The sequence below is a fragment of the Pseudoalteromonas sp. XI10 genome (assembly GCF_001469895.1).
Classification (GTDB): Bacteria; Pseudomonadota; Gammaproteobacteria; order Enterobacterales; family Alteromonadaceae; genus Pseudoalteromonas.
This window is the reverse complement of record NZ_LOPY01000047.1, coordinates 145208-168948: the sequence shown is the minus strand read 5'-3', so window position 1 is coordinate 168948 and position 23741 is coordinate 145208. Positions and strand designations below refer to the sequence as shown.

The 23741-nt window shown below is 42.2% G+C and carries 19 protein-coding genes; 8 read left to right on the top strand and 11 right to left on the bottom strand.

Annotation, left to right across the window (positions count from 1 at the left end):
- Window positions 1–109: 109 nt before the first annotated feature.
- Window positions 110–982, top strand: a complete 873-nt coding sequence (locus tag AUR67_RS12525) for a mechanosensitive ion channel family protein (RefSeq protein ID WP_058585510.1) — start codon at window positions 110–112, stop codon at window positions 980–982.
- 23 nt (window positions 983–1005) lie between these two features.
- On the opposite strand, the gene AUR67_RS12520 is transcribed toward AUR67_RS12525, so the two are convergent.
- Window positions 1006–1554 (bottom strand): HdeD family acid-resistance protein, encoded by a 549-nt coding sequence (locus AUR67_RS12520; protein ID WP_058585509.1) that lies wholly within the window; start codon window positions 1552–1554, stop codon window positions 1006–1008.
- 155 nt (window positions 1555–1709) lie between these two features.
- Here AUR67_RS12520 and AUR67_RS12515 point away from each other — a divergent pair, with 155 nt between their 5' ends.
- The 6 genes from AUR67_RS12515 (at window position 1710) to yegD (ending at window position 9501) form a co-directional block, all read left to right on the top strand.
- Window positions 1710–3404 carry a mechanosensitive ion channel family protein gene (locus AUR67_RS12515; protein WP_058585508.1) on the top strand — a complete coding sequence of 565 codons (1695 nt, stop codon included), beginning with the start codon at window positions 1710–1712 and terminating at the stop codon, window positions 3402–3404.
- A 368-nt stretch (window positions 3405–3772) separates the two neighbouring features.
- Window positions 3773–6034 carry a TonB-dependent receptor gene (locus AUR67_RS12510; protein WP_058585507.1) on the top strand — a complete coding sequence of 754 codons (2262 nt, stop codon included), beginning with the start codon at window positions 3773–3775 and terminating at the stop codon, window positions 6032–6034.
- 110 nt (window positions 6035–6144) lie between these two features.
- Window positions 6145–6444, top strand: a complete 300-nt coding sequence (locus AUR67_RS12505) for a hypothetical protein (protein ID WP_054561952.1) — start codon at window positions 6145–6147, stop codon at window positions 6442–6444.
- A gap of 48 nt (window positions 6445–6492) precedes the next feature.
- Window positions 6493–7149, top strand: a complete 657-nt coding sequence (locus AUR67_RS12500; protein ID WP_058585506.1) for an HAD family hydrolase — start codon at window positions 6493–6495, stop codon at window positions 7147–7149.
- 77 nt (window positions 7150–7226) lie between these two features.
- Complete coding sequence (locus AUR67_RS12495; protein ID WP_058585505.1) at window positions 7227–8066, top strand: DNA ligase; 840 nt, start codon at window positions 7227–7229, stop codon at window positions 8064–8066.
- A gap of 67 nt (window positions 8067–8133) precedes the next feature.
- Window positions 8134–9501 (top strand): molecular chaperone, encoded by a 1368-nt coding sequence (gene yegD / locus AUR67_RS12490; protein ID WP_058585504.1) that lies wholly within the window; start codon window positions 8134–8136, stop codon window positions 9499–9501.
- A 32-nt stretch (window positions 9502–9533) separates the two neighbouring features.
- On the opposite strand, the gene AUR67_RS12485 is transcribed toward yegD, so the two are convergent.
- The 4 genes from AUR67_RS12485 to AUR67_RS12470 form a co-directional block, all read right to left on the bottom strand.
- Window positions 9534–9998 carry a methylglyoxal synthase gene (locus AUR67_RS12485; protein WP_054551787.1) on the bottom strand — a complete coding sequence of 155 codons (465 nt, stop codon included), beginning with the start codon at window positions 9996–9998 and terminating at the stop codon, window positions 9534–9536.
- A gap of 8 nt (window positions 9999–10006) precedes the next feature.
- On the bottom strand, window positions 10007–10639 hold the full coding sequence (locus AUR67_RS12480) for a LysE family translocator (RefSeq protein ID WP_058585503.1): 633 nt from the start codon (window positions 10637–10639) through the stop codon (window positions 10007–10009).
- Window positions 10640–10737: 98 nt separating this feature from the next.
- Window positions 10738–12579, bottom strand: a complete 1842-nt coding sequence (locus AUR67_RS12475) for a S8 family serine peptidase (protein WP_058585502.1) — start codon at window positions 12577–12579, stop codon at window positions 10738–10740.
- A 222-nt stretch (window positions 12580–12801) separates the two neighbouring features.
- Entirely contained in the window at window positions 12802–13974 is a 1173-nt protein-coding gene (locus AUR67_RS12470; RefSeq protein ID WP_058585501.1) for a multidrug effflux MFS transporter, read from the bottom strand.
- 177 nt (window positions 13975–14151) lie between these two features.
- Between AUR67_RS12470 and AUR67_RS12465 the strand changes: the two genes are divergently transcribed.
- Complete coding sequence (locus AUR67_RS12465; protein ID WP_058585500.1) at window positions 14152–14628, top strand: hotdog fold domain-containing protein; 477 nt, start codon at window positions 14152–14154, stop codon at window positions 14626–14628.
- Here the strand turns inward: AUR67_RS12465 and AUR67_RS12460 are convergent.
- The 6 genes from AUR67_RS12460 to AUR67_RS12435 all read right to left on the bottom strand — a co-directional run bounded on the left by AUR67_RS12460 (window position 14625) and on the right by AUR67_RS12435 (window position 23500).
- On the bottom strand, window positions 14625–15107 hold the full coding sequence (locus AUR67_RS12460) for a bactofilin family protein (protein ID WP_054561944.1): 483 nt from the start codon (window positions 15105–15107) through the stop codon (window positions 14625–14627). The genes AUR67_RS12465 and AUR67_RS12460 overlap by 4 nt on opposite strands.
- Window positions 15097–16248: a M23 family metallopeptidase gene (locus tag AUR67_RS12455; RefSeq protein ID WP_054561943.1), complete on the bottom strand. Its 1152-nt coding sequence runs from the start codon at window positions 16246–16248 to the stop codon at window positions 15097–15099. Before AUR67_RS12455 ends, AUR67_RS12460 begins: the two co-directional genes overlap by 11 nt.
- Before the next feature lie 151 nt (window positions 16249–16399).
- The gene (gene fahA, locus AUR67_RS12450; RefSeq protein ID WP_058585499.1) at window positions 16400–17713 is read right to left on the bottom strand and encodes a fumarylacetoacetase; all 1314 of its coding nucleotides are present in this window, start codon (window positions 17711–17713) and stop codon (window positions 16400–16402) included.
- A gap of 155 nt (window positions 17714–17868) precedes the next feature.
- Window positions 17869–18915 carry a 4-hydroxyphenylpyruvate dioxygenase gene (gene hppD / locus AUR67_RS12445; protein ID WP_055021474.1) on the bottom strand — a complete coding sequence of 349 codons (1047 nt, stop codon included), beginning with the start codon at window positions 18913–18915 and terminating at the stop codon, window positions 17869–17871.
- Between the two features lie 315 nt (window positions 18916–19230).
- The gene (locus tag AUR67_RS12440; protein WP_058585498.1) at window positions 19231–21954 is read right to left on the bottom strand and encodes a metallophosphoesterase; all 2724 of its coding nucleotides are present in this window, start codon (window positions 21952–21954) and stop codon (window positions 19231–19233) included.
- A gap of 115 nt (window positions 21955–22069) precedes the next feature.
- Window positions 22070–23500, bottom strand: coding sequence for a peptide MFS transporter (locus AUR67_RS12435; protein WP_058585497.1), 1431 nt, complete (start codon window positions 23498–23500; stop codon window positions 22070–22072).
- Window positions 23501–23741 lie beyond the last annotated feature (241 nt).

Here is a 23741-nt window from a genome sequence, read left to right as displayed (position 1 = left end):
GCGCATATTGCGCATAAAGAACTTAGTATTTACCAAGTTTTCACCTATTATGCCGTGCTAAACTTAGTCACAACTGAACCAAACTGATTTTTACTAGGAATGTTAATTTATGACCCTTGCTGATCTGCAATCTGCATTATCGTTTGTATTGTTCACCTATAATGATGTGCAAATTACTGTACTAAAAGTAATTCAAGTGCCTTTGGTGCTGTTTTTGATGTGGTTTGTGGTTACCTGGATTGGTCGATTAATTAAAAAAGCATTACTGGCAAAAAACCTAGGCCCTGACGCGGTTCACTTATTTACCCGTATTTACCTTGTTGTGACCATCGCAGTACTTGTGTTTACCTCGCTAGAGGTACTCAACATTCCTCTAACGGCGTTTGCATTTGTTTCTGGTGCCATTGCAATTGGTGTTGGTTTTGGTGCGCAAAATATTATCAATAACTTTATTAGTGGTTGGATTTTAATGTGGGAGCGACCAATTCGTATTGGTGACTTTTTAGAAGTGGGCACAGCTAAAGGAGTCGTTGAGACAATTAATACTCGCTCAACTCGTATCCGCCGTAACGATGGTGTGCATATGCTGGTACCAAATAGCCAGTTATTAGAAAACACAGTAACTAACTGGACCTTAATTGACCGTAATGCCCGTTCATTTGTGAATGTTGGCGTTGCTTATGGTTCAGACGTGGTGCTTGTAGAGAAGCTGATGAAGCAAATTCTTGATGATCACCCAGCCATTTTAAAAACACCAGCATCATCCGTGTTATTTGATGACTTTGCTGATAGCTCTTTAACTTTTAGCGCTATTTTCTGGGTATGTGCTGAATCAGAAGCACCGCTTCGCCAAGTGCGCAGTGAGCTGCGTTTTAGCATTTATAAAGTATTTGCTGAAAACAACATTACCATTGCATTCCCGCAGCGCGATATTCATATCGATGGTGAGATTGCTTTAACAAGGCGTAATAACCAAAAATAAAAAAAGCGGCTTAGCCGCTTTTTTTATGCTTGTTCATTGAGTTTTTTTAGCTTCATAGCAAGCAACACCATCATTATGCCAAATACGATGGCATAGGTTGCAACTAGCCAAAGTAGGGTGATTATGCCCGCGCCAGGGTTAAATATCAGATAACCACCAAAGATAATCGAAATAATACCGCTACCAATTAACAGCCATTCATTACTGATCTCTTTGCGTAGCTTACTCGCAATCAATATTTCAATCACTCCGATAGCAATGGCCCATGCGGCAATAAAGTACAGCATTAAGATAGCCGTTACGTTGGGAGCAAACAGGGTTACAAGTGCAGCAGCAATTGAAATTAAACCACCAACTAATAGCATCCACCAAAGTGGATTTTCATTTTTTGAAACAATAGCTAACCAAGTTCTAATGGCACCATCGACAAAAAAGTAAGCGGCGAAAATAAACATCAGAATCGCTAATGAGGCTTCTGGGGCAAACCAACCACATAAGCCAAAAACGATGGCAATGGCACCATGGATCATTAATGATGACCAATGGGGGATAAGTGAACTTGAGATTTGCATAATAGTATCCTTTGCTTAAGCCTCTATATAACTAACATTTCAGTGCTTGCTTGCAAAGATTTTTAATTATTTTTTGTACAGTTACACAAACCATGCTCTAATTTAATTAGCTGATTATTTCAGCGATTTAATGTTTATCGAACAAGGAATAGAGTGTGAGCCGTTGTAATACCAAGTTTTCATTACAATTTAGTAAGTTATTAGTGTGTTTTTTACTGTTGTTTAATGCGCCATTATGGGCAACAACTACACCTGAAGTGACCGTTAAATCCTTAATTGATAAAGACAACAAGGAAGAGCAAGCCGAACAAAAGCCGGCCAAACAAGAATCTGAAACGAATACACCTGCTACAACGGAAAAAGTGCAGGAGCCTCTTGAAGATGACTTACCCTATGATGCCTTTGACCGAATTACACCACGCAGCTCCATGCAGGGGTACTTAAAAGCGGCCCGGGACCGAGATTTTGAACGTGCCAGCCATTATCTTGACTATCGTAACTTACCCAAAGAAGTTGAGGCATTAGGAAAAATTCAGCTTGCTGAAAATCTATCAGTGGTACTTGACCGTACCTTGTGGGTCGATGTTGATAACTTGAGCAATAAGCCTAAAGGAAAGCAAAAAGAAAGCGTGCCTAGTTATCGTGATTTGGTTGGAGAAATCAGCACTTCACAAGGTAAGGTGCAAATTTTATTGCAAAGTGTACCTGATGATAAAACAGGTAACCGGATCTGGAAAATATCGAATGCCACCGTAAGTCAAATCCCTCTACTCACCAAAGAGTATGGCTATAACCGAGTTGGTGAGTGGCTTTACGATAACCTACCAGACATTGAATTTTTGGGTGTGATGCTTTGGCAGTGGATTTACTTTGCCTTCACATTTGTACTGTTTTTAGCGGTCGCGATTATCATTACCCGCATAATCACATTTATTCTCGCACACTTAAAAGTCCCTATAGAAAAAGACGTTATTGGTTTTATTAATGGGCCGGTTAGCCTGTTACTTGCGGTATTTATGGCGCGTTCATTGAACGACCAATCTAATGTAACTATTGCTGTGATGGCGCTATTCCATGGCGCGACCGTGTTATTGATCGCTTGGGGCTGGATTTGCCTACGGGCAGTTGATCTTGCCAAACACAGATTAAGCCAGCGCTTTATTAGACAAGATAAACCACAAGCGATTTTCTTATTACGCCCTATAAGTAATGTAGCAAAAACCCTGATTGTCATTTCGTTGCTATTCATGTGGTTTGAAAACTTAGGCTTTAATGCCACTACCTTACTGGCAGGTTTAGGTATTGGTGGCCTTGCAATTGCCCTTGCAGCGCAAAAAACGGTTGAGAATATCATTGCAGCAATCACTTTATATATTTCTGCACCAGTAAAAATAGGTAGCTTATGTAAGTTTGGCAGCCAGTTAGGCACGGTAGAAGAAATAGGACTAAGAGCAACGCGAATTCGAACGCTTGATCGTTCAGTTATCTATGTAGCGAATGCAAAGTTTGTTGATATGCAGCTTGAGAATGTTTCTGAACGAGAGCGTATTTCTTATCGACCTAAATTGATGCTCAGTGCCAATACTAAGCAACAAAACCTAATGTCGTTTATGCAAGCCCTAAGAGAGCTTTTAGAGCAACATAAGCACATTGCCTTTGAGCCTTGCCGTGTTCGCTTTAAAGGCTTCACGCCTTGGGCTTTACAAGTGGATGTACTAAGCTACGTAGAGACCGTCGACTTTGCTTTTTATATGGAAGTAATCGAAGAGTTAAACTTAGCAATCTTAGGCTTATTAAATGAGCATGAATGTGAATTAGCCAACCCAGAATTCGCACGTGTGGCTGATTAGTTGCTAAAAAAGGGGTAAATGAAAGCGGCTCTCATTTGTACATAATGTCTACACATTGTTGCAATTAGATGCACAGGACATATGTCCGCTTTGGTGAAAAATAATTGCATAAAATCTTCTAAATGCGGCGATGTTGCCGCTAATTGTTGTAAAAAAATTGTATATTTCTAATTTTTAATGCAGTAAAAGTGTCATAAAGTGTTATAATCGTCAGCGTTCGTTCAGCCTCTTTACTTCGTTTTGCACTCTCGAACTAGAGGTCCGCGCAGCTTATTACAAGGCGCGAAAAATTGGCCGAGCCCGTCAAATGAATTGACGCAACATCATCACCGTTGAATAAGAGTGCATAAAAAAGGTTAAAACCCGACATGAAAGCAATGAAAAGATCTACGTTAGCAACACTTATCAATGCAACGTTGTTCTCTGCCGTAGCAGGTACTTCATTTTCAACTCTTGCTGCCGACGAAGCGACAGCAGAAAAAAACAACCAACTAGAAGTTATTCAAATCACCGCTCGTAAACGTGTAGAAAACGCACAGGAAGTACCTGTAGCTGTATCTGCATTACAAGGTGACAGCTTAGACGCTTACAGCTCAGCTGGTATGGATATTCGTTTTATGAATGCGAAGATCCCAAGCTTATCAATCGAATCTTCGTTTGGTCGTTCTTTCCCACGCTTTTATGTTCGTGGTCTAGGTAACACTGACTTTGACCTAAATGCTTCTCAACCAGTTTCGTTAGTTGTAGACGAAGTTGTTCAAGAGAACGCAATCTTAAAAGGTTTCCCTGTATTTGACGTAGCACGTGTAGAAGTTCTACGTGGCCCACAAGGTACTTTATTCGGTCGTAACACACCGGCTGGCCTTGTTAAATTTGATACAGTTAAGCCATCACAAGAATTTGAAGGCTATGGCTCAGTATCTTACGGTAGCCGTGGCGCAGTTGATTTTGAAGGTGCTGTTGGCGGTGGCCTAACAGACCGTTTATCAACGCGTGTTTCTGTACTTTGGCAAGAAAAAGACGATTACATCGATAACCGTGCACCGGGTTTTGAACAAGATGACGTATTAGGTGGTTACACTGAAAAAGCTGCACGTGTTCAGTTCTTATATGAAGGTGACGATTTCACTGGTCTTTTCAACTACCACGTTCGTGATATGGACGGTACGCCAATCGCATTCCGTGGTAACGCTATTAAAGCAGGCACAAACGATTTAGCTGATAACTACGAACATGATGTGGTTTACCACGATGCTGCTTCTCGTGCGACACAGCAAGTTGAATCTCAAGGCGCAAGCTTAAAGCTTGAGTGGGATATCAATGATTTAACTCTTACGTCAATCTCTGCATGGGAAAGCGCTGAAATCTATTCTCGCGCTGACATCGACGGTGGTTACGGTGCAAGCTACTTACCAGATATGGGCCCAGGTTTTATCCCGTTCTATTCTGAAAGTGCTGACGGTATTCCAGATCAAGACCAATACACGCAAGAACTTCGTTTATCTAGCAACTATGCTGGCGACGTAAACTTCCAAGTAGGTGTTTTCTACTTTGATGAAGCGCTAACAATCGAAAACTTCAGCTACGACACTTATGGTTCAACACCAGGTGAGTTAAACGGCTATGTTATCCAGCAGCAAGATACAAAAGCATGGGCGGTATTCGGTTCATTAGATTACACAATCACTGACGACTTAAAAATCACTGCAGGTCTACGTTACTCAGATGACGAAAAAGAGTTCTCTGCAAACCGTACTTTAAGCCCAGCAGGTGGCGGTGCGTTATTCCTAACAGAAAACCCAAGTGACGATCACGTTAGCTGGGATTTATCTGCTAACTACAAGATCAACGACGACGTAAACTGGTACGCGCGTGTTGCTAACAGCTTCCGTGCACCAAGTATCCAAGGTCGTATTTTATTCGGTGATGAAGTAACTGTTGCTGAGTCTGAAACTGTGACGTCTTTTGAAACAGGTATCAAATCAGACGTACTTGACGGCCAAGGTCGTGTAAACGCAACTGTGTTCTACTACACAATGGATGACCAACAATTAACAGCTGTAGGTGGTGGTGCAAACTTCAACCGTTTAGTTAATGCTGATAAGACAACTGGTTACGGTTTTGAGTTAGACACTGAGTGGGTATTAACTGACAACCTAAACGCTACATTTAACTTAAGCTACAACAACACTGAGCTTGATGATAAAGACCTAGCCGTTGACGTATGTGCGCAGTGTACTGTAACAAACTCATTAAACAGCGCAGGTCAAGCTATCCTTGATGGTAACAGCTTACCGCACGCACCTGAGTGGATCTCTAACCTTACATTACGCTATAGCCGCGAAGTAGCTGACGGTGAATTCTTCACTTACGCTGACGTGTCTTACCGCAGCGAAATCAACTACTTCTTATACGAGTCAGTTGAGTTTGAAGGCAAGCCGTTAACTGAAGTAGGTTTACGTGCAGGTTATGCTTGGGCTGAAGGCGACAACGAATATGAAGTATCAGCATTCGTTCGTAACATGTTCGACGAGCAACAATCAATCGGTGCTATCGACTTCAATAACAACACAGCAATGGTGAACGAAGAGCGTTACATCGGTGCTGAGTTCAAAGTAAGCTTCTTCTAAGCTGAAATAATAAGTCCTATTAAAACCCGCTGTATAGCGGGTTTTTTCGTTTATAATCGCGTTGGTAACTGCTAAAGTGGCAGGATTAATTGAAGAGAAAGAGAATAACTATGGCTGGATTTTGGAACTACCGTGTAATTTTTTGTGAAGCAACAAAAGATGAAGCGGCACAATATCAAATTCATGAAGTTGAATATAACTTAAATGGTAAAGTAACTAACTGGTCAGAAACCGGTGCAGCACCATTTGGTAATACAGTCGAAGAACTTGAAGCAGATGCAGATCGTTTAAAAACAGCGTTTTCTAAGCCGGTTTTAAAAGTGGTAAGAAAGCAACGTGGCTACGAGCTGGTTGATGTAGAAACAGGCGAAGAAGCGTTTGCTGAGCCACCTGCGGGCTTAACTGAATAATCATATTTAAAGGTGCCTATGGCACCTTTTTACTTTGAAGGAATGAGGATGACTTTAAAAGCAGTATTGTTTGATATGGATGGCACCTTGGTTGACTCTGAAAGTGTGCATTTTAATATTTGGAATGATTTGTTAGCTCCTTTTGGCGTGCAGTATGATGAAGCTACGTTTTGTCAGCGCTTCTCAGGAAGACCAACACTTGAAGCCGCTAAAGAGGTTGTGACAAATTATGGGCTTACTATCAGCCCAGAACAGTTAACGGATGATAAGTACGCTGCATTTGGCCGTTTTGTTAGTACTAATTTGCCCGCCTTTATGCCACATGCAAAAGCGGTGCTTGAGCAAGTCAAAGCCAGTGATTTAAAAATGGCATTAGTAACAGGTAGTGCAAAAGATGAAGCCTATCCTATTTTAAAAGGCTATGGCATTTTCGATTGGTTTGACTGTGTGGTTACCAAAGATGATGTTAATAATCCTAAACCTGCTGGTGACCCTTATCAATTAGCTCTAGATACGCTAGATATAAAGGCTAATGAGGCTGTAGCCGTCGAAGATACCTTTACCGGTGTCACTGCAGCAAGCAATGCCGGTGTTGCTGTGTATGCGGTGCCAAATCATTTCACGTTAGAGCATGATTTTAGTAAAGCCGCGGGTGTGTTTGCTGATTTGAACGAATTTTTCAAATGGCTACAAACTAAACTATAATTAGCTGACTGTTGCTAAGCTGCTTTTGTTAAGTAGTCAAAGCCAGTTAATACTCACAAATTTGCAAGGAAGCAATGATGGTTAAATTCACTCGTGCGCTTTTGTGCGCAATCACGTTATTTATAGGCTTTTCAGCCGAAGCGCAACAAGCTCCTTCAGTCCTTTTAGCAAACGTCTATCAAGCCGAAAAGGTAAATGTATCTGACTATTTAGTTAGTGAAAAATATGATGGCGTTCGAGCTATTTGGACAGGGAGTCAATTAGTAACCCGAAATGGTAACCCAATTTATGCCCCCAAGTGGTTCACAGATCCACTGCCAGGTGTTTGGCTTGATGGAGAGCTTTGGACTAAGCGCCAAGATTTTGCCAATGTGAGCGGGATCGTTCGAAAAGTCACACCTGTAGAATCAGAATGGCAAACCGTCAGTTATATGATATTTGATATGCCGGATGCGACAACGCCATTTAGTCAACGCTATGAAAACTACACAAGGTTAGTAAACCAGCTGCAAAGTGAGCATATTAAAGCCGTTGCGCAAATGCACTTTAATGATAACAAGCAACTTAGTTTGTTTATGGATGAACTAATCGCACAAGGAGCTGAGGGCGTCATGTTGCATCTAGCAGCTGCAAAGCATAGTGCAGGGCGAAGTGATGCATTGCTAAAGTTAAAGCCTTATTTTGACGCTGAAGCGGTTGTAATCGGTTATATCGCAGGAAAGGGTAAGTATAAAAATATGCTTGGTGCACTCAAGGTGCGCAGCAGTGATGGTACCGAGTTTAAAATTGGCTCGGGGTTTACCGATCAACAAAGATCATCGCCCCCAGCGATAGGTAGTACTATTACCTACAAATATCATGGCTTTACTAAGAATGGCCTACCACGTTTTGCAAGCTTTTTACATGAAACGCCATAGCGTCATTCAAAAACGGCTGCGACTATGGTAAATTTCGCGGCCTTTTTATTGATGTATAGGTGTTAGAATGTTTGCAGGCTTTGATTACGGTAGCTCAAATTGTGCAATCGGTGTAATGAATAACGAGCAACAAGTCTCTTTAGTGCCGCTTGAGCAGGGCAAGCAATATTTACCCTCAACACTTTATACTCATCACAGTGCATTAGTTGTCGATTTTGTGACAAAACACCTTACGGGTAGCCCATTTGAGCACGACTTTAAAACTGAGCGACAAGCGCTTTTAAATACCATTCCTCGTATTAAATCTGATCTTGATATACAAGCTGGTGATGAGACCTTATTTATAGGTCGCGAAGCAATTAGCGAGTATGTGCAATTTCCTGAAGAAGGTTACTTTGTAAAATCACCTAAGTCATTCTTTGGTGCAGTAGGCTTAAAGCAAGGGCAAATAAACTTCTTTGAAGACATTGCCACGGCGATGATTTTAAAAATTAAACAACGCGCCGAGCAATCATTGCAAGACACATTAACAGAAACGGTAATTGGACGACCGGTAAACTTTCAATCAGTCGGTGGTGAAGAGTCTAATCAACAAGCGCTCGGCATATTAGAGCGAGCAGCAAAGCGCGCAGGCTTTAAAGAGGTGTCGTTTTTATATGAGCCATTAGCGGCGGGGATTGATTATGAAACCTCATTGCAGCAAGACCAAAAAGTGTTGGTTGTCGATATTGGCGGGGGTACTAGCGATTGCTCATTTGTACAAATGGGGCCGAGCTTTCGTGACAAGCAATGCCGTGACAATGACTTTTTAGCTCACAGTGGTAAGCGTGTGGGTGGAAATGACTTAGATATTGCGCTGAGCTTTCATGGTTTAATGCCATTACTAGGTTTAGGCACTGAGTTTAAATCGGGTCTTCCACTGCCGAATCAACCGTTTTGGCAAGCCTGTAAAATCAATGATGTGAATCTGCAAAGCCAGTTTTATAGCGATGCCCATCATCGTGAGTTACTGACTCAACTTCGAGAAGTTAAAGAGCCTGCACTTTTTAAACGCTTAATTCAATTGCAGCAAAATAAGCAAGGTCATCAATTAGTGCAGCAAGGCGAGGCGGCAAAAATTGCGCTCTCGTCAGCCAATGAATTTACTACAGATTTACGCTTCTTAGATTCAGACTTAATACAGTGCTTAACGCTAAAAGATCTAGCTTTAGCTGTTGATGACTCAATAAGTCAGATAGTGAGCCTAGCTAAACAAGCGATTCAAGAAGCTGGCACAACACCTGATGTCATTTACTTAACAGGCGGTAGCGCGCAATCACCGCTGATCAAGGCCGCGTTAAAATCCCATTTAGGCGATATAAATATGCTGAACGGGGATCACTTTGGTAGTGTTACTGCAGGTTTAACTAAGTGGGCGCACAAGCTTTATAGCTAATAGCCCCCACTTTGATATATCGACTTATAGAACTAAAGAGTCACTTGGCGCGTTGCGAGGTATTTTTCGTAATCTGGCAACGTGCGGCACAGCTCAGTTTCCATCATAGGTGAGCTTAATAGCATATCGGCACTGACTTCATTACAGGCAACAGGAATATTCCAAACCGCAGCTAAACGTAGTAATGCTTTTACATCAGGGTCGTGTGGCTGCGATGCAAGTGGATCCCAGAAAAACACCAGCATGTGCACTTCATGTTCAGCAATTTTAGCACCGAGTTGTTGATCGCCACCCATAGGGCCGCTTAGCAGCTTAATTACTTCAAGCCCTGTTGTACGCTCGATTAAATGACCTGTTGTGCCCGTACCGTATAGTGTGTGCTTACTTAAAATGTCTTGGTGCTTTTCACACCACGCCTGTAGGGCTGCTTTTTTACCATCATGGGCTACGAGGGCAATATTCTTTTTGGCTGGTAAGGCTTGTTGTTTTTGTTCCATAAGTGCTCTTATATCAATAGGTTAATTGCTAGTGCAATAAACACCAGCCCCGTGATCCGATCAATCCAAATTTGGGTTTGTGGGTGCTCACGAAAATAACTGGCTATCTTATCGCCGAAATAAATATACGTGCAGTCGATAGGAAAAGCAAAAAGCGGGTAGAGTAATCCAAAAAAAGCGAGCTGAAAGGTCGTTGAAGATAAGCTCGGATCGACGAACTGCGGAATAAACGCAATAAAGAATAGAGCGACTTTTGGATTAAGTACCTCGGTCATCATTGCTTGAAACATCACATTTTGCTTTTTACTGGTACTTACATGGGGTTTTTCTTCGCACTCTGACTCAGGCTGTGTAAAGGTGTCTTTTAGCGTCATTATGCCCAAATAGCACAGGTACGCCGCACCTAAATACTGAACTGTGGTATAGGCAACAGTCGACGCTTTTAAAATTGCCGTTAAACCTACCACCGCAAAAAAAGTATGCACCACACCACCTAAGGCAAAACCAAAGGCACTTTGCATCCCGGCTTTACGGCCATTGGCAAAGGTTTGTGCCATTAAAAATGCATTAGAAGGGCCGGGGGCCACGGCAATTAAAAAGCTGGCGCCTAAAAACGACAGTAGAAATTCTGGATTGATCATCGGCACAAAGATAAAAAGCTAGGTAGTTGATTTTAACAAGCTTCTAGAAAAAGAAAAAGCGGGCAATCAATGCCCGCTGATTTGGGTTGGGGAAAGTATTAGAACGTCACAGTGCTGTTGTTTGAACAAACAGTTGTGCTTTGTGCTTCACATACTTGGTAAGTGTAAGTGCCACCACCTTTTGTTGTGATAGTGTCAGTATAGCTGTTAGTGTTTGCCACTGAGCCTACTTTGCTACCATTACGGTAAACATCTACAGTGCTTGTAGCAGCGCCACTCCAGCTTAAATCAATGTATTTAGTGCCTTTTGACTTATAACCTGAAGTAGAAAGACTAATATCATCACCACCTGGTGTTGTGCCACCGCCATTATCGCCACCACCTGCACAGCCATTGGCTGTTAGGTATGCATCTGCGTCAGCTGCTTTAACAATACCGTGACCGAAGTAAACATCGTGACCAGAAGCACCTTGATCTTCTGCCGTTGCTTTTAGTGCATCACGGATTTCTGTACCCGTACACTCAGGGTGATTTGACCATACTAGCGCTGCGACACCTGAAACAGCTGGTGTTGCCATTGATGTACCGCTCATGAAACCATAATCACTGGTACCAATTGCGATATCAATAGTTGTGCTTGAAAGAAGAGCTGAACGGTCTTCAAGTGCCGCACCTACAGCTGGAATTGTTGTATCGTTAGTTTCGCCTAGTGTAGCGTATAACATGCCTGCTTCGTTATTGATGATAACAGCACCGATACCGCCTGAATTCTCGCAGTTATTTACCTTGTCATAGAACGAGATATTACCGCGGTCAATCATACAAATTTTGCCCGCTGCGCCAGCATCTACGCTTTCAGCAGTACCCATGTAATACGCCGTGCCTGATGCATTACCTGAGTTTTCCATTGATGAAGTAGCAAAGCCTGCGCCATCAGCTGCTAAGCTAGCTGACGTTGCCATACCAGCAGGGTAAGTAGAAAGAGTATCAACACCACCTGCTGTTACTTCAACACAGATAGTTTCATCTGTAGTAGCGCGTTTACCACGACCCGTTGTACAGCTAGGGAACTGCGAGAAATCTGCAATTTGGTTGTCCGCATCATTTGCGCCAACCATCATTACTGATGGATAGCCTGCAGGGTATGAACGTACGCTGTTACCATCGTTACCCGCTGCTGCAACGACTAAGCCGCCAGCACTTGTGAAATTAGCAAATGCGTTAGATTCGGTGCTATTTGAACCACCGCCACCAAGGCTCATGCTGATGATATTTGCACCTGCTTGAGAACATAAATCTGCTGCGTGTGCTAAGTCTGAAGAGTAACCCCAGCCTTCAGCGTTGAATACTTTGATGATGTGCATTGCCACACCTGGTGCCATACCAACCACACCAACATTGTTGTCTGCTGCGCCAATTGTACCTGCTACGTGAGTACCATGTGGGCCACCATTGTCGTACCAGTTGCCTGTGCCACTGTCATTATCACCTGTAATGTTACCCCAAATGAAATCAGGGTTTGTAGCATCTAAACCTGAGTCAATTACACATACTTTCATGCCAGCATTTGCATCGAAGGTAACTTGATCAGCTTGTGATTGGTAAACTGCGTAAGGCGTTAATTGCTGCTGCATTGCATTACCAGCGTCATCGTTATAAAGCGCCATTGGTACACGTTTTTGGTCTTCTTCAACCAGTTTGATGTGAGGGTTGTTTAGTAAGCCTTTTACACTTGCAAGGTCATGACCTGTAAATTGCGCTGCAATAAAGCCATTACCATCAACTTTAATATCACCACCAAGCTTTTTAGCGAGTGCTTTAACTACGCCTTTTTTATTGTTGTCTACTTGAATGATGTAACGGTCATTTGCTGCGTTTGCAGTTCCTGCTGCACATAATCCACTGATGATCAGTGCTAATGCTAATTTATTCTTTTTCATAATTCGTATCCCAAACATGTTGTTGAGTTAACCAAATGTTAACGCAAGTAAACAGTAGTTTAATGAAGCTATAGGTACAAGCAAAATAATCCATAAAACTGGAACAAATTATTCTAGAAAGATGCTTTTTATAACGGTAGGAAATAACAAGATGTCTAAACGGGTAAATAGAATATAACGATTCTCATTTACCCGTTATGACAAAAGTATGATAAAACTTTTTTATGACAAGTGCTTATGTTTGAACAATAAATAGGTAAATGGGATGAGCATTAAAAAGTGCACGCCAATTAATACCGGTGTTGTTAAATTTAACAATTGCGTTATAAACACTAATAAGCTTGCGCCACTCATTTGCATTAAGCCAATAAGTGCTGATGCTGTGCCTGCTTGCTTAGGAAATAAACTTAGTGCACGGCCTGCTGATGAGCCAAGTGTCAGTGCAAAACCAAACGCAGCAATAAACATCGGAAACATCAACGCAAGGGCCGTTCGTTGTTGGCTAAAGGCCAACATTAGGATACCGGCTGTTACAAGTAATAAGAGTCCTGCTTTTAACGCGCGTTTTGGTTGGCGTTTGATGTACAGCGGCATAATAAAGCTTGCAACAATGCTCAATACTGCATTACAGGTAAACCAGAAAGTAAAGTCGGTAACACTGCCACCTAATTCAGTAATAAGCCAACCAGGGGCTAAGGTAACGAATACTAAAATAGCCGACATAGTTACTAAGCAAATTAAGCTATGAAATAAAAACAATGGTGTGCCGATGATTGGCATAAAACGGCGTAAGTCAAGAATATGCCCACTATATACACTATCTGCAGGGCGGGTTTCTTTATACATTAACAAGGTTATGAATAAACCAATGAGTGCAAATACAGCCATGAATAAAAAGTTCATGCGCCAGCCAAACTGTACTGTGAGCCAAGCGCCTAAAATAGGCGCGAGGGCAGGGATAAAGCAGACGATACCATTAAGATAAGTAATGATTTGGCCGCTGCGTTCACTACCAAATCTATCTCTTACAATCGCAAATGCTACTACAAATGTGGCACAGGCCCCCAATCCTTGTAGTGCTCTTGCAATCATCAGGCTTGCAAAATCAGGTGCCAGATACGCGCCAAAAGCCGCTAAACCATAAATTGTCACACCGGTGATTGCCACAGGCTTACGACCAAATTTATCTGCTAATGGCCCTGCAATGAGCTGTCCAAGCCCAACGGTAAGCATAAAAATAGCGACGGTTTGCTGAATTTGCTTTTCTGAAGCGCTGAATTGTTCTGCAATGGTCGGAAATGCGGGTAAGTAAATATCAATTGCTAACGGGCTAAAGATAACCAGAAGGCCAAGAATAAATAGTAAGCTGAGGTTTTTGTGCTGGCGTGACTGCATTCGCTCTCCTTTAAAACGGTATTTTATGTGCCCCTAAAGGAAAAGAAAAGCGTTCAGGTAGTTAAAAGTGAAGTACATACGTAATCATCAAAACTGCTTACAATAATTTTCCATTCCGCTATCTGGTCTGATGTGTTAGTTTTTTATCTCTCATCATAAAAATAATGGATAAACGTCGTGAGCTCACAATCATCATTATTAAAAATATGGACTAAATGTCAGTCACTGCCGAAGGGTAACTGGTTGTTTAGTAAAGCCGTGTGCTTTAAAGCCCCTTACTTTGGTTCAATAAAGCCATTGATCACAGATTTAACTGCTGGGCATTGCAGTGCAACTGTTAAAAATCGCCGAGCAATCCATAATCACATTGGTACCATCCATGCAATTGCACAATGTAATGTTGCTGAGCTATGCGCTGGCTTGATGGTTGATGCAACTGTGCCGGCAAAAACACATCGCTGGATCCCAAAAGGCATGACAGTGAATTATTTAGCGAAAATTGACACAGATATGCGTGCTGTTGCAAAGGTTGAAGTGCCGAGTGAGTGGTTAGAAAAGCAAGACTTGCTAGTACCAGTGAAGGTTTATAATAGCCGCGATGAACTCGTTTTCACCGCGGATATCACAATGTATGTAACCGCCAAAAAGCGTTAAGACTTATCAGCGGCTTGTTTGTTTACAAACGACAGGTCGTTGTCATCATCAGCCAGTATTGAAGAGCTGTTTTGTTCTTCAGGCTTAATAGGCGCCACATTATCTTCTTCATTACGATGTTTTAAGCTGCCTTCAATGATTGCGCCGGCTTCGATGCTCAGGGTGTCATGAAATACATCGCCATGAACTTCTGCAGTGCTTTCAATTGTCACTTTATTGGCAATAAGCGAACCAATAATTTTACCTTTGACGATGACACTGTCTGCTTCAATAACACCTTCAATCATGCCAGTGTGACCAATCACTAAATGCTTAACACGTAAATCGCCTTCGATACGACCGTCAAGCTGAACTTCACCTTGGCTGCTGAGGCCGCCAGTTAAACGAACGTCTTCAGAAATAATTGAAGGAGTGTGGTTGGTTCTTTTTAAAGATGAGCCAGACGAGCTAGCTGCTGATTGTTTTTTTTTACCGAACACGAGAAAGCGCCTTTGTTATTTTAACAGGGTTGACATGTTTGCCATTCACTAAAACTTCGTAATGTAGGTGAGTACTGGTACTACGGCCAGTACTACCCATTAAGCCGATGACATCGTCTTTAGTCACTGTTTGGCCTTTTTTAACCTTAATTTTATTAAGGTGACCGAAGCGAGTAACGAAGCCATTTTTGTGTTGTAGTTCGATAAAGTTGCCATAACCGCCATTACGACCAGCACGCAAAACGGTGCCGTCAGCGGGAGCAAAAATTTCGGTTTTATGCCAACCTGCTAAATCAACGCCTTTGTGAAAAGCGCGGCGGCCATTCATTGGATCTTTTCGTAGACCATAACTACTTGAAATGTAGTAATCGGCAGCAGGAAGTGTTTGTGGTAATTCGCTCAGTAAGTTTTCGAGGTTATTTAATGCCAGCAATTTGTCGGCAATTGCTAAAAACTCAAGAGGGATTTTTGATTCGTCGAATAAGTCTAATGGACCACCCTGTGCGGTATCTGTACCTTCTAATACCGAACCATTGGCAAGGCTACTATCAAGGCCTGCGCCCTCTAACATCGCAACAATTTCTTGGTGGCGAAGTTTAATTTGCTCATCTAATACAACAAAGCTGTTGTTATAAGCTGCATCAAGGCGAGCTAGGCGCTCAGAAATGCTCTCTAAGCGTTTAACTTGTTTTGGTTGCTGTTCATCTTCTAAAGGTGCGTGAAACTCTTCAGCGTGCTCCTGAACAGGTAAAAGCAATGGCTCTGCGTCGGTTGGCAGTGCCGGTTTGTTCATTGATTCTGGTAATGACTCGATCATGCTTTGCAATAGCGCTTGTTTTTGTTCAAGTACGGCTAATTGCTCGAGCTGTTTTTCATAGACAGCTTGTTGCTGATAATGCTGTTTTTGCCATTCTTGCTGTTTCGTAAGCTGGGTTTGTTCAATGCTGGTGATCTTGTCAGCTTGAGAAATGATTTGTAGTGTCGAAATGCTTAACCAAACAATAGCGGTTAAAATGACTAGTAAAGTCGTTAATTGCACCCAAGGGGCTAATACTAAGTGTTTTACCTCGCCATTTTGACGGATCAACAGCTGACGAGCTGGAAAAAACGTGCGATAAAAAGACTTAAGTTTAACTAACATGGCGTACAAAATTTGACTAATAACCGAGCTAAGATAGCAATCTGATTTAAAAAAGCCAGCAAAAAATTGTAACTCAACTGAAAAAAATGCAAAAAAAAGGGCAAAAAATGCCCTTAATCGTTGTTCTGGAAATAAAAATAGCTAGTTATTTTTATTTGGCAGGTAGTACTGTACCTTCGACTGAACCAAAACCAATACGTGCAAAACCGTCTTTTTCACACCAACCACGCATGATTACGTTGTCGCCATCTTCTAAGAAAGCACGTTGTTCGCCATTAGCTAGGGTGATCTTTTCTTTACCACCGCGTGATAGTTCTAATAATGAGCCTGCTTCTTCGTGCTCAGGACCTGATTGCGTACCTGAACCTAACATGTCGCCTGGTTGGAAGTTACAGCCATTTACAGTGTGGTGAGTCACCATTTGCGCGACTGTCCAGTAAGAGTGCTTGAAGCTTGATTTAGATACTTGTGTTGGTGCTTCGCCAGCTGCACGCATCTTTTCAGTTTCGATTTGTACATCCATTTTGATATCGAATGCACCAAACTCACGGTTATGAGCTGACTCTAAATAGTCCATTGGTTGTGGATCGTTCTCGTCACGTGTCCAGTTTGTTCTAAATGGTGCCAGTGCTTCTGTCGTAACAATCCAAGGAGATACAGTCGAAGCGAAGTTCTTCGCAAGGAATGGACCAAGAGGCTGGTATTCCCACGCTTGTAAATCACGGGCAGACCAGTCATTAAATACACAGAAACCAAATACGTGGTTTTCAGCATTTTCGATGGCAATAGCATCGCCTAATTCATTACCTTTACCAAGGTAGATACCTAACTCAAGTTCGTAGTCTAGACGTTTACAAGGGCCGAATGATGGTACTTCTGCATCTGGCGCTTTAGTTTGACCGTTAGGGCGGTGGAACGTTTGACCTGAAACATCAATTGACGAAGAACGGCCGTGATAACCAATTGGTACCCATTTGTAGTTAGGTAGAAGTGGGTTATCAGGGCGGAATAGACTACCTACCGCTGTTGCGTGGTAAATAGAGGTATAAAAGTCAGTGTAATCACCAATACGGCACGGTAGCGCAAATTCGATGTCTGCCTGAGCGATAAGCGCTTCGCTTAATTGCGCTTGCTCACTCGCACCTTCACGGAGTGCTTTTGATAATGCTAGACGAAGTGCAGACCAATACTGCTGACCAAGACCCATAAATTCATTGAGTGTAGTTTGGCTTGCTGCTTTAACGGCAACCTGTGCATCACCAGAGAATAAACCAAGTTCATTTACTTTTGCTAAGTCGATAACTTGATCACCAATTGCGACAGCGCCACGGAACGCTTCGTCTGAATTTTTACGACGTACTTCTGCAAAAGGAAGATTTTGAATTGGGAAGTCACAGTTCGCTTCGTTAGCAGATGCAACCCAGCTTTTTAGATTAATATCGTGGGTTTCGTTAATTAGGCTCATACTCTTTCCTTATTGGTTCGCGCTGATTTATTAGTTATGTATATGGAGGCAATCAACGCAATTTAAACAGTTAGTTTAAAACAGAATTTAAAACGACAAAAAGCAGCGTGTGAATTTACCCAAACCACACGCTGCTTTTTATTCATTATGATGATTTAGATTACACCACGACGCTCTTGATCACGTTCGATTGATTCGAAAAGCGCTTGGAAGTTACCTTCACCGAAACCGCCGTCATCTACACGTTGGATCATCTCGATGAAGATAGGACCGAATAGGTTCTTCGAGAAGATTTGTAGTAGGTAACAGTTTTCGCTTTGGCTATCTACTAGGATCTGATGCTTACGGATCTTCTCTTTATCTTCTTTAACCCAAGGCACACGGTCAAAAATAGTGTCGTAGTACTCAGGGATGATATCAAGCGTGGCAATCGTTGATTGGTCAAGCTTATCAAGTGAACTTACTAGGTCATTCGTAAGGAATGCTAAATGTTGTACACCCGGACCATTGTACTCATTTAAGTACTCATCGATTTGGTTATTGTTGTTATCTTTACCTTCGTTGATTGGAATCGAGAAAGTACCGCACGGAGATTTAAGTGCGTAAGATAATAACGCAGTTTTTTGACCTTTAATGTCGAAGTAACGAACTTCAGTAAAACCAAATACGTCTTTATAAAAGTTAGCCCATGTTTCCATCGTGCCTTTATAAACGTTATTGGTTAAATGGTCGATACGGATGAAGCCTTTGTCTTCAACAATGTTTTGCTCGCTTAAATCTTCAAAGTCTGACTCATAGATAGAACCTTTGTCGCCAAATTGCTCGATGAAATAAATTAAGCTGTCGCCGATACCGTAAATAGCAGGGTATGGTAAGTTTTTGTGAGTTGAATCTGTCGCAGGTTTTGCACCGCGCTCAACAGCAACTTCGAATGCTTTTTGTGCATTCTCTACACGCCAACCCATAGAACAGATTGCTGGACCGTGGCTTTTAGCAAATTCAGCAGAGAAACCTTCACGTTCATTGTTTAATAAGAAATGAATGTCATGTTGGTTGTAGTAAACAATGTCTTTACCTTTGAATTTTTTTAGCTTTGAGAAGCCAAAATCAGTAAACACTTTGTCCATGTAATCTGCATCTGGTGTTGCGTATTCAGTGAATTCAATGCCCATTAGGCCTAATGGATTATTTACTTCGCTCATTGTCATTACTCCCGCAATTATAAGCACTGCGCTAAAAAAGAATTATTGTTCTGTAATGAGCGGATGATTAACCAGAATCTCAATAAGGGGAAGAGCCCTGCACTATTTAGCCAAAGCCCCTTTTGTAAATTAAATGGGACAATGATTTTAATTTCAGCAGTTGCAGTTTCAAAGGCAATGAGTAAGCCACCAGACTGACTAAAAGAGGTTAGCCTTTTTTATGTCTATCTATATGTAATTAATAGTAAATTTCATTGTTTATCAGGCAATAAAAAAGGCCTGAAACGACCTTTTTTATTAAGTTGATTGTATAGTTTAGTTTACAGTTTGGCGCGCTTTGTTAAAAAACTTGCTGCGTTGTTGTAACCAAGGGTTATTCATAATTTGTGGCGCAGCTTGATAATGGCGCTCAACCACTTGGTTTAAGGTACGGGTTGATTGCGTAAAATTAAGTTGCTGCTGTGCAGCACCCATATTAGCAATCTCGGCATCTGTCATTGCACGACCAGCAAATAACAAGGCGTTTAAGTAACCCGGCTTAGTTTCGTAGTCATTATCGGTTAAAAGTAAGGCCGCATCGTTGATTGCCCAGCGCTCATTGATTTCACCTTCATCTTTAATACCAATCAGCTCGCCATCAAGATAAATTTTTAGTGCCCCGTTGTTTGGAGCAGCATAAAACACAAAAGCAATACGGTGCCAGCTGTTTGCTGTAAGCTCGCCAAAGTAACCACTGTCACTGGTGGCAATACCGATGGCGTTATCTCGACTAACGTAAAGGTCTGCGTCATCACTATTGGTAAGATCTGTTTGTAGTAATGAGCGCCACTCATTGGTGCTTTGTTCTGGCCACATAATATCCATCACTAAGGTGTAATCAGCGATAAGCCCTTCAGATTGGTAATCACCGTTTGCAGCACTATTAGCCGTTAAGGTTAAGCCTTGCGTTGGGCTATGTCGAGCAAAGGCGAGCACGCCTGAAGCACCGTTTGGTAAATCAGCAACTTCAAGCTCAGTGGTGGTGGCAAATTGGCTATCTTCTGGGCCCCAATTTTTGTCTTCAGGGTCATAAAAGCTGAGTGTTGCAGGACCAAAGTCGCTGCTAAAGCCTTGCTCAGGGTTGTTAAAATTCCATACTGTGACCGCATCATCTGCTTTACAGGCATTAAGCATGTTATCGGTATCGATATATAAACATTGGCTGGTGCGTGCTCGCGCGTAGTTATCAAGCAGCCACCAACTTTCAGCGACCAATTGTACTTCTAAGTTTGGCAGAGCAGGGAAGAACAATTCGCTATTTAGCGCTGGGCCTTTAAATAAAGCAACCTGGTAAGTGCTTGCATCGTCAATGTTATCTGGCACAACCAAGACCCATTCAGGCTGGCTTTCGAGCATGCTTTTCAACTGGCTGCCAGTCACCTCAACTTGATAAATTGAATTAAAGCCTGGGGTGTTTGATGGTTGGCGTTCAACCTTAAATGCAGCATGGAAGTCTTCTTGGGTTAACGTACCCGGTAGCCAGCGATCTTGTACTTGGCTTGCATCAAGCAAGGCGGCATCAATCTCGGGAAACTGCTGCATAGTCGCTTTGGCTGTAATCGTGGTGAGTTCTTCTGCAGTGGGGTAGTTTTCTGAAACGGCAATTTCGGTGTTTGCGTCTGGAGCATAGCGACCCATGATTTCATCGATGGCGGTTTTAGTGCTTTCATCTAGGGTCGTAATGTTGGCGGTTGGAACTGTATTGTAATTAACATCCGCAAGTGTTTTGTCCTCAAGGTTAAAGGTTAAGGTAAGATCAGTCAGACCTTGTGCAAAAAAGTTTGGCTGAATAACAATACTGCCGTTATCTAAGGTTTGATAACTTTCACCGCCATGGGTATGCCCACCAAGCACTAAATCAATTCCCGTAACATTTTGTGCAATGCGGGTGTCAGTACCTTCACCTAAGTGACTCACCATGACCATGTAATCAACATCTTGACGATATTGGTTAACAATTTGCTCAGCCACTTCTTGCCACTGCCAATTCATTTTGAAATTAGCGATAAAATCAGGAATTGGCTCGTCTTCAACTGGTTCATCGAGTTCATTCCAAGGCACAGAAGTCATGCCAAAAAAGCCGATACGTAGGCAACCTACTTGGACAACCGAAAAATCGACACCGGCAAACGGCGTCTCGCTGCTACCATCATATTCGGTGTTACTTGAAAGCACGATGGCATTATCGTCATCGGCAAAGTCCAATAGTTGCTCAGGTCCCCACGCATAGTCGTGGTTACCAATCACACGTACGTCGAAAGCCATGGCTTTTATTGCTTCAACAGTGGCTAACCCTTGTGATGTTTGTTCAGCTACGGTGCCTTTTTCATAATCGTCACCGCCATTGGTGAATAAGGTGTTAGGGTTTTCAAGTTTTGCATTGTCGTAGTAACTGCGAATACGGCTGAATAACTGCTCTTTAAAGCCAAAGCGCGCGTGTAAGTCAGCAACATGAATAAAGCGTACTGTTTGGTTACTGGCTGTGTCATTACATTGCTCGCCAATGGTTTTACTGGCTGCAGGAACGGTGCGAGACATTAAAGCAAAGCTACCAAATTCTGTAATAGCACTGACTGCAAATCCATCATTGCTTTGTTCTGTACTGAGAGTTTGCCATTGCTCATCGACTAACTGCACTATGCTAAAAGCAAGGTTGGTTTGTTCATCGGGTAATTTAATCGCTAAAGTTAATGGCTCAGCAAATATCAGGTTATTAGGGCGAAAGGTATGAATACTCGAGACAATACCTTGCTCTATATCCGTGCTTGAAGCGCTCGTCTCAGTGTAAGTAAATGTGGTGTCTGTTGTGACTGTGTTACTTATTGCATTAAGTGTGACATCGCCTTGTGCGAATTCAGCTGATAAGCCATTTTCGACAGTAATAATCAAACCAGACTGATCAGGAGCTGTTGCGACTTCTTTTGTTGTTTTATCGCCACCGCATGCTGTTAGTAATAAGCTGGTCAGAAGAATGACCAGTAGTTGAGTGTTAGAGCGCACTTACTCAGTTCCTTTGCAAACCAAATTAATATCAGAATATAGTATCAGTTTTAAGGACGCTGAGGGAATAGGGGAGAGAGAAATTCCCCGCAGCGGGTGCTACGGGGAATAAGTATTATTGCTTTTCAGCTGTCACTTCTAGCTCTTCAGCTAGGATGTGCTCAGTAGTTTGTGGCTCGTGTTGACCTTCAGCACCATGCATCCAAGCGACTAGCTTGTCACTTAGTAAGTACATGATCACAGCAGAAAGAACCGCTGTTGCGCCTAAACCAATGAAGATACCCATCGCGTTGTCTAACGCTTCTTCACCTTCACCTAGGAAAGAACCTACGAAACCTGCAATCTTGTTTGCAACCGCTGTACATAGGAACCAAATACCCATAAGCATTGAAGCTAAACGTAGAGGTGCAAGTTTACTTACCATAGATAGGCCAATTGGAGATAAACATAACTCACCTAGGGTGTGGAATAAGTAGAATAAAACTAACCACATCATGCTGATTTGTAGGTGCTCACCTTGACCTTGTGTCATTAGCGCTAGGATCATAGTGATGAAACCAAGTGCTAAGAAGATAAGTGCAATAGCAAACTTAACCGGTGAATTTGGTTCACGTTTATCAAGCTTTAACCAAATAATGGCAACTAAAGGTGCAAAAACAATGATGAAAATTGAGTTTAAAGATTGGAACCAAGAAGCTGGTACTTCAAAACCAAGTAACATACGGTCTGTGTAATCGTTAGCGAAAAGGTTCATTAAACCACCCGCTTGTTCAAAGCCCATCCAGAAGATGATGCTGAATACACTCATAGTAAAGATAACTTTAATACGGTCAGTTTCTACTTTAGTTAGTGGCTCTTTAGTGTTTGATTCAGACTGTGCTTGAGAAAGCTTAGCAGAAGGCACAACACCGATATCGCCTAAGTATTTGTTGCTTAATGCAAGCTGTAAAAGTACAGATAACACCATACCAATACCGGCTACGATGAAGCCCCATTGCCAGCCCATTGCAGCTGCAGCATAACCCGCAACTAGAGGACCTAATGCACCACCTAAGTTGATACCCATATAGAAGATAGTGAACGCGCCATCACGACGTTGGTCACCTTCTTTGTATAGATCACCTACCATAGTTGAGATGTTTGGCTTGAATAAACCGTTACCCACACAAAGAAGTGTTAAACCAATGTAGAATACATTTTCTTCTTGGCCAGCTAAGTAGCTGTGCGGGATACCCATAGTGAAATGGCCTGCAGCCATCAATAAACCACCAAGGATAATTGCTTTACGTTGTCCTAATACGTTATCGGCTAACCAACCACCGAATAGTGGGGTGATGTATACAGCCATTGTGAAGGTACCATAAAGGCTTAATGCGTCTGCATTTGACCAACCAAAACCACCTTCTTGTACAAGCGCTACTAAGTATAAAACTAAGATGGCGCGCATGCCGTAATAACCGAATCGTTCCCACATTTCTGTGCCGAACAACAGGAATAACCCTTTAGGATGCCCTAAAAAGTCACCTGCTTTAGGTAATGAACTCATATTTACTTCCTAACTCTAAGTTTTTATTTGAGGCCTTATTGTTTTTGCTTTGGTCGTTCTATGTATTTATTTAGTGAACGGGCGGCCATGTTTTTTGATGCAGCTAAGATAATGGTTTGTTGCTCAAGTTTTGTACTCGAAGGAAAGGGACACACCCTTATCCTAGCTACAAGTGCGCTACAGTATACATAGACCTTATGGAGAGGGGAAGAACTTGCGACACTTGCCCCTTGTGATGCGA